The 6,928-nt window shown below is 42.5% G+C and carries 8 protein-coding genes; 3 read left to right on the top strand and 5 right to left on the bottom strand.

Annotated features, from left to right (window positions below):
• From ACO4PX_RS07495 to ulaG, 5 genes are all read right to left on the bottom strand, one after another.
• Window positions 1–337 (bottom strand): DeoR family transcriptional regulator (locus tag ACO4PX_RS07495; protein ID WP_485572155.1); only part of this gene is annotated, 337 nt, incomplete at its 3' end.
• A gap of 59 nt (window positions 338–396) precedes the next feature.
• Window positions 397–702 (bottom strand): PTS sugar transporter subunit IIB, encoded by a 306-nt coding sequence (locus tag ACO4PX_RS07490; protein WP_315365260.1) that lies wholly within the window; start codon window positions 700–702, stop codon window positions 397–399.
• A gap of 1 nt (window position 703) precedes the next feature.
• Window positions 704–2,194, bottom strand: coding sequence for a PTS sugar transporter subunit IIC (locus ACO4PX_RS07485; RefSeq protein WP_315365259.1), 1,491 nt, complete (start codon window positions 2,192–2,194; stop codon window positions 704–706).
• Between the two features lie 22 nt (window positions 2,195–2,216).
• The gene (locus ACO4PX_RS07480; protein ID WP_485572154.1) at window positions 2,217–2,699 is read right to left on the bottom strand and encodes a PTS sugar transporter subunit IIA; all 483 of its coding nucleotides are present in this window, start codon (window positions 2,697–2,699) and stop codon (window positions 2,217–2,219) included.
• A 15-nt stretch (window positions 2,700–2,714) separates the two neighbouring features.
• A complete protein-coding gene (gene ulaG, locus ACO4PX_RS07475; protein ID WP_314834035.1) occupies window positions 2,715–3,818 on the bottom strand; it encodes an L-ascorbate 6-phosphate lactonase in 1,104 nt (367 codons plus the stop codon).
• 512 nt (window positions 3,819–4,330) lie between these two features.
• Here ulaG and ACO4PX_RS07470 point away from each other — a divergent pair.
• From ACO4PX_RS07470 to araD, 3 genes are all read left to right on the top strand, one after another.
• A complete protein-coding gene (locus ACO4PX_RS07470; protein ID WP_485572153.1) occupies window positions 4,331–5,173 on the top strand; it encodes an L-ribulose-5-phosphate 3-epimerase in 843 nt (280 codons plus the stop codon).
• A gap of 136 nt (window positions 5,174–5,309) precedes the next feature.
• Entirely contained in the window at window positions 5,310–6,371 is a 1,062-nt protein-coding gene (locus ACO4PX_RS07465) for a hypothetical protein (protein ID WP_485572152.1), read from the top strand.
• 28 nt (window positions 6,372–6,399) lie between these two features.
• On the top strand, window positions 6,400–6,928 hold a 529-nt coding region (gene araD / locus ACO4PX_RS07460; RefSeq protein ID WP_485572151.1), incomplete at its 3' end, for an L-ribulose-5-phosphate 4-epimerase AraD.

The following is a 6,928-nucleotide window of genomic DNA, read 5'->3' as shown; positions in this document are numbered from 1 at the left end:
CATAGTCTAACATTTTCAGCGCAGTTTTACTGCCGTTAATAAAGACTCGATCCCCGTCCTTTACAAGCGTTGCGGCATACCTGGAAATTAGGTCACGGCACATCTTTATGTTTTTACTCAGAGTCTTATTTCCCTTTACGTAGTCTAAAGTAGTAGCACCCCCATGGGTCCTCTTTAGCAAATGCTTTTGTTCCAAATCATGTAGGTCGCGCCTTACGGTCATGATGGAAATTCGAAATTCCTTTGCTAAATCGTTAGAATGTGCTTCCCCCGCTTTTCTGACATATTTCAGAATATTCTGTTGTCTTGTTTCCACATTGGACTTACTGTTTTTCATCTCTATTACCTTATTCAACATGCTGTCAATCAAACTGTTCGGGGAAGCTTTCTTCTTAATTAGTCTAAAAGTCCCGCTTCCTGAAGGTTAGCTTCAATCTCTTTGTCGGACATTACATTCTTTAAAGGTACAACAACTGTGCTTTCCCCTAAGTTTTCAAAATTTGCAGCAAATGCCTTGGAGCAGAAAACTACATCATAGTTCTTTGCTGCACTTTGTCCCTCGGAAATGGGGCAGTGTGTCAATTCTGCAGGCTTAATATCATGACGCTTCATTACCTTCTGAATAGCCAGTTCCATCATTAGAGAGGAACCTGCTCCGTTTGCACAACAAGCCAATATTTTCTTTCCGTCTAATTTTGCCATCTTAAATTTCTCCCTTCTTTGCCTTCAGATGCTCTTTGTAAGCTTCGTAATCTTCGGTAATCAGGAAATATCCCTTCGGATCCTTAAGGTACTCAATCTGCGGAATGGCAAGGAGAGCCAGAACTACGACTCCCACACCGATATAGCCAAGATAGTGCATTAAAACTGTGAACATCGGCCATACAGTATCCCAGTCAAACATTCCAAGGTATCCGCCGTAGTTTGCCATGCCAACCCATCCGGAGATAAATGCTGCACCGAAAACCTGAATAAGTCCTGAAAGGAATGGTATAACAAGGCAAGCCTTAAGTCCACCCTTTTCGTTAGCAACAAGACCAATAGTTGCATTATCGAAGAATACAGGAACGAATCCGCAGATGATAATAGTGGGTGATCCCATAAGGATCAGGGTTACGATAGCAATAATCTGTCCTGTAAGACCTGCAAGGAAGCCAAAGGTTACAGCATTTGCATCTCCAAATCCATAACAAACCGCACAGTCAACACCGGGTACGGAGGAGGGAAGAAGTTTGTCGGCAATTCCTTGGAAGGAAGCGGTTAATTCTGTTACGAAGGTACGAACACCAAGCTGCAGAATAGCAAGATAAACAGCAAACTGTAGAGAGGTGTTAAATACATAGAAAGCAAAGTTCTCAGTTTCCTTTGTTGCTCCGGATTCTACAAAGAAAGGTTTTCCGATAACGGCCATAATGATTCCGAAGAAAACCGTCATTAAAATAGCGGTACATACCATGTTTTGGCTAAAAATGGAGAAGAATCCGGGCATCTTAAGATCGCCGACCTTCTTCACATCCCTCTTTCCTCCACGATCTCCAAATAACTTCTCTGAAAGCCATGCGCCAAGACGGATACCGAACATTTGCTGGTGTGCAATGGCGAATCCTGCACCGTCTGTAAGCTCCTGCATAGGCTTAACGGTAAGGTTGGAACCAACTGCCCAGTAGGCACCAAGGATTACAGACATAACAATCATTAACGCCGGATTGTTGTTTCGAAGTGCAGGCAGAGCGAAAAGAATCAGCCAGTAAGCGGTAGCAGCCTGCTGCACCTGTACGTGTCCGGTAGTGAAAAGAGTACGACACTTTGTAATCTTATTGAAACGTACAAGCAGGATATTTACGATAAAGGCAATGAGAAGAAGGGTCATAACCTGTGAAAATCCCTTTCCAAAAACTTCTTCTACACCGGCAGTTACTGCGTTTTGTCCATAATAAGGATCGATAACGGCAGCAGTAAGATTAAATCTGTCCTTTAGTCCTGCAAGGATAGGACGGAAGTTGGATACCAGTCCGCCGGAACCTGCACTGAGGATTAACATACCGATAATAGCCTTTAACGTTCCGGCAAGTGTGTCATACCACTTCTTGCCCATAAGGCAGTAACCCAGAAAAGTTAGAAAACCTACCATGTAAGGTGGCTTCTGCAAGATGTAGGTCGCAAAAAACGACCAAATTGTACTTAATACTCCCATTTTGTTCCTCCTGATTTTATACTTAAGCTTTGTTTGTTTGGTGCTTTTTCATGGCTGCCAGAATATCCTCTTCACTACGACATTTTCCCAGAGCTTCGATTAAGTCATAGTTCATAAAGACATCCATAAGCTGAGAGATGTTTTCCATATGTTCATCTCCGTTTACTGCTGAAAGGGTAAAGAGAAGATTGGCTTCTTTTTTCTCCCCGCTTTCATCTTGGCCGAAATCAATCATATTTTCGCAAATCATAAGTCCTACAGCAGTCTTATATGCCCCGATTGGATTTTCAGTGGTATGGGGCATAGCAATATTATGCTCCAACACGATATAGGGGCCGTGCTTTTCAATGCAGGCTACAATCTGCTTATAGTAGTCTTTGTCAACGCTTCCTTCTTCCACCAAGGGAAGTGCGCTAAGCCGTACAGCCTCCTGCCAGGAAATTCCTTGCCCGTTGATAAAGCTATAGTGCTTTCTTTCGATAATTCTTTCTAAAACATTAGACATTAGGGAACCTCCTTTTTATAAGCAGGAACGGAAGGGTATATTCTGGGGATGCTCGAAGCAGTCCTCAAATCCTCTACGGTGGTGGAAATAAATCTTATCCTTGTCCTGGGGATAAACATATTTTCCTCCTACCTGCCAGAAGAAGGGGTGGAACTTATATTCATTGCGATCCTTCTTGAAATCGTAGAGCAGTTTGATTTCTTCGCAGTCTGCCTGGAAGTTTGTCCATACGTCCCAGTGAATAGGGATGACAACCTTACACTGTAGATTCTCCGCCATACGAAGAACATCAATGGAAGTCATTTTATCCTGCATACCGATGGGGTTTTCTCCGAAGGAGCCGAAGGCAACGTCAATGTCATAATCCTTACCGTGCTTTGCAAAGTAAATGGAGAAGTGGGAGTCTCCGGAGTGGTAAATGTTTCCTCCTGGAGTCTTTACCAGGTAGTTTACGGCCTTGTCATCCATATCGGTAGGACATACACCGGTAAGTTCCTCTCTGTCCTCTCCGGTAGAATCGGTGGTTACGATACAGGTTCTGTCAAAGCTGTCCAGACATACGATTTCGATGTCCTTAAGCTTAATCACATCTCCCGGCTTTACGATTTTGCATCTTTCCTCCGGGACTCCCCATTTTTTCCAGGTTTCTACGGATTTTAAAGGACCGATAAAGGGGACAGGAATTTCCTTGCCATTTTCATCCAGTGTGGTCATTCCGCTGTTAATCACATGAGCAGCCCACTCGATAGACATATGATCCTGATGATAATGAGTAGCTAAAACTGCATCCACCTGCTTGAAAGCAAAGGGGTCAATCACGAAGGGAACATTTCTTAAGTTTGGCTGCATCAGTCTGCCACCGCACATATTAGCCATCTGATGTCCCGGTTTCATCTGATTATCTCCGTGGGTACGTTTTCCGTTACCACACCAAAGATCGATAGTGATATTGGCTCCGCCGGGAGTCTTAAACCAAACTCCTGTACAGCCAAGCCACCACATAGCGACCTGTCCTTCCGGAACCACTTCACTTTCGATATCCTCTACCAACCAAGTGCCCCACTCGGGAAAGGTGCTTTTGATCCAACTTTCTCGGTTTGTTTCTGAAATTTTTGCCATGTTTCCTCCTTGCATTCTTTGAAAATAATTAAAAAAATGTTTTTTTGTGTTTTCAATTCCTATACCCATAAGTACATGATATTATCATAAATGCAACGAACAAATAAAACAACAATAAAATAGGAATTTTATGTTCGATTATAAATTTTATGATTGATTTTGCGGTTTTATTGCTATTTTGACAAATCAAAAAACAATGGTATAACTTACATTTTTATGAAGAAAATGAGGATTACGACATTCGGGGGAAAATATATCTTGTGCAAAGTGACGAAAATGGCAAAAAATAATTTTGAATAAAAATCATGAAAATAGCACTTGAAAAAAAGGAATATTATACCTAAAATCAAGCGAGTGGAAGATTGTGATTTTGAGCAATAAAAAACGAATCAAGCATAGCTTTTGATAAAAATCATAATCGCAATAGTATATGTTCGATTTTATGTGTGAATTTACCTTCGATTTGGATTTGCATAGAAATTACGAGCCGGTATTAGAAAGGAAGTGGAAGCATGAAAAACTATGCCATCGGTTTATATGAAAAAGCCATCCCCAAGGACATGGATTGGGAGGGAAAACTTAACTGCGCAAAGGATTGTGGCTATGATTTTTTGGAAATTAGTATAGATGAGACAGATGAGAAGCTGAGCAGGCTGGATTGGTCGAAAGAACAGAGAATGGAAATGCTTCAGCTTATGCAAAAAACCGGTCTCCCCATTCGCAGTATGTGCCTTTCCGGTCACAGAAAATATTCCTTTGGATCTTCCAATTCGGAAATTCGAAAGAGAAGCTTGGAAATCATGGAGAAAGCTATTAATTTAGCAGATGATTTAGGAATCAGAATTATTCAGCTTGCGGGTTATGATGTGTATTATGAAGAGGGAACAGCGGAAAGCGAGAGACTTTTCCGGGAAAACCTTGCCAAGGCTACCGATATGGCTGCTACAAAGGGAATTCTTCTTGGTTTTGAAACGATGGAAACGGAATTTATGAACACAACACAGAAGGCTATGCACTATGTGAATTTTATTGACAGCCCCTATCTTGGGGTGTACCCGGATTCCGGAAATCTTACGAATGCTGCCCATTCCTACGGGAGCAGTGTATTGGAGGATATGGAAACGGGAAGAGGCCGTCTAATAGCAGTGCATTTAAAGGAAACTGTTCCCGGTAAGTTTCGAGAGATTCCCTTTATGACCGGACACGTGGATTTTGAGGCAGTTATTGGAAAGGCCTGGGAACTTGGGGTTAGAAGATTTGTTACAGAGATGTGGGATGTGGGAAAGGATACATGGAAGGAAGATATTCTTTTTGCCAATAAAAGCATGAGTCGCATTTTGGAACAGCAGAATTAAGCTGGAGGATTTTAATTCTTAAACGGATTACTAACACAGCGTGCGCTATCTCGTTAACAAGAGTGAGTCACAGTGGTTTTTAAAGAGTGAGTTACAGTGGGGGTTATCGAGAAAATGGAAAGGGTTAGGAGGGAAAATGAAGTTTGAAAAGAAAGTTATTGGAAATTTGAACAAATGTTATTCCATAGCGGAACTTCAGTACAAAGGAGAACATTGCTTTTTGGTGGCAGCAGAGAAGCAGGATCCTTGTTATTTGTTTAATGAGGAAGGAGAAAAGCTGGATAAGCTTTGGGATGGTCCTGGTGGCGTAATGACCATGGCTCAGGTTCCCGGAACAGATGGCGTGTTCTTGGCTACCAGGAAGTTTTATTCCCCCAATGACGGTATTGAGGCGGAAATTATCGTAGTAAAACCTAAGGCTGGAGGAGGCTGGGAAACATTTACTCTTTGTAAGGCTCCCTTTGTGCATCGTTTCGGTATTTTGGAAAGAGGCGGTACGGTGTACCTTTTAGTTTGCTGCCTTAAATCAGGGTATGAGTATAAGGATGACTGGAGACAAAAGGGGGCTTGCTATGGTGCTTGTCTGCCAAAGGATTTGGATCAGTTTAGGGGAGAGAAAAAACTGGAGCTTAAGCTGATTAAGGATGGAATGCTTAAAAATCACGGATTTTGCAAGATGAAAAGAGGGGGATATGAAGCCGGACTGGTGGGTTGTGAAGAAGGAAGCTTTATTTTTGATCCTCCTGCAGTGTATGGGGCAGATTGGACGGTGACAAAGATTCATTCCCTGCCATCCAGTGATTCCGTACTGGTGGATTTTGACGGAGACGGGAACTTGGAACTGGGCTGTATTGCTCCATTCCATGGTAATTCTCTTACCATCTACCATTTGGACGAGCACGGAAATTATGTCCCTCAGTGGAAATATTCCGCAAAGGAAGCGGATACCGGTATGATTCACGCTACCTGGACCTGCGAAATCCAAGGAAAGCCTGCCTGGATTGTGGGCTGGAGAAAGGGCAGCAAGGACACTATTCTCATTAGCTGGGATACGGAGGAAGGAAATTATAAGACGGAGTTTATTGACAGGGATACAGGTTGTGCCAATGCCCTGCATTTTAAGAATAAAAAGGGAGAAGATGTTATTATTGGAACCAATAGAGAGATTGATGAAATTGCTATGTATACCGTAAAGTAAGCTGAGGACGTAGGAAAAGGAGAGGATTATGTTAGAGGAACTGAAGAAGAAAGTATATGAGGCGAATATTTTGCTTCCAAAGTACGGTTTGGTGACTTTTACCTGGGGGAATGTTAGCGCCATCGACAGAAAAAGCGGATATTTTGTAATTAAGCCCAGCGGAGTGGAATATGAAGATATGGGGCCTGAAGATATGGTGATTATGGATTTGGATGGCAATAAGGTAGAGGGAAACTTAAATCCCTCCTCTGATACGGCAACCCATATCGAGATTTACAAAGGATTTAAAGAGGTGGGAGGTATTGTTCATACTCATTCCAGCTATGCTACCAGTTGGGCTCAGGCGGGAAGAGGAATTCCCTGCTACGGCACAACCCACGCAGATTATTTCTATGGAGAGATTCCTTGCGTAAGAAATCTTAGCAAGGAAGAAATTGAGGAGGCCTATGAGAAGAACACCGGTGTACTCATTGTGTCCGAGTTTGAAAGACTCAAAAAGGATCCTGTAGCAGTTCCGGCTGTTCTTTGTAAGAATCACGGTGTCTTTGCTTGGGGAA

The sequence above is a fragment of the Oribacterium sp. genome (assembly GCF_057249185.1).
Note: the sequence above shows the minus strand (reverse complement) of the source record. Positions and strands in the feature narration are given on the sequence as shown.

Excerpts from the sequence above, each read along its gene's own strand:
- ACO4PX_RS07470 (WP_485572153.1), top strand. The coding sequence starts at position 4,331 with ATGAAAAACTATGCCATCGGTTTATATGAAAAAGCCATCCCCAAGGAC.
- ACO4PX_RS07485 (WP_315365259.1), bottom strand. The coding sequence starts at position 2,194 with ATGGGAGTATTAAGTACAATTTGGTCGTTTTTTGCGACCTACATCTTG.
- ACO4PX_RS07465 (WP_485572152.1), top strand. The coding sequence starts at position 5,310 with ATGAAGTTTGAAAAGAAAGTTATTGGAAATTTGAACAAATGTTATTCC.
- ACO4PX_RS07480 (WP_485572154.1), bottom strand. The coding sequence starts at position 2,699 with ATGTCTAATGTTTTAGAAAGAATTATCGAAAGAAAGCACTATAGCTTT.
- ulaG (WP_314834035.1), bottom strand. The coding sequence starts at position 3,818 with ATGGCAAAAATTTCAGAAACAAACCGAGAAAGTTGGATCAAAAGCACC.
- ACO4PX_RS07490 (WP_315365260.1), bottom strand. The coding sequence starts at position 702 with ATGGCAAAATTAGACGGAAAGAAAATATTGGCTTGTTGTGCAAACGGA.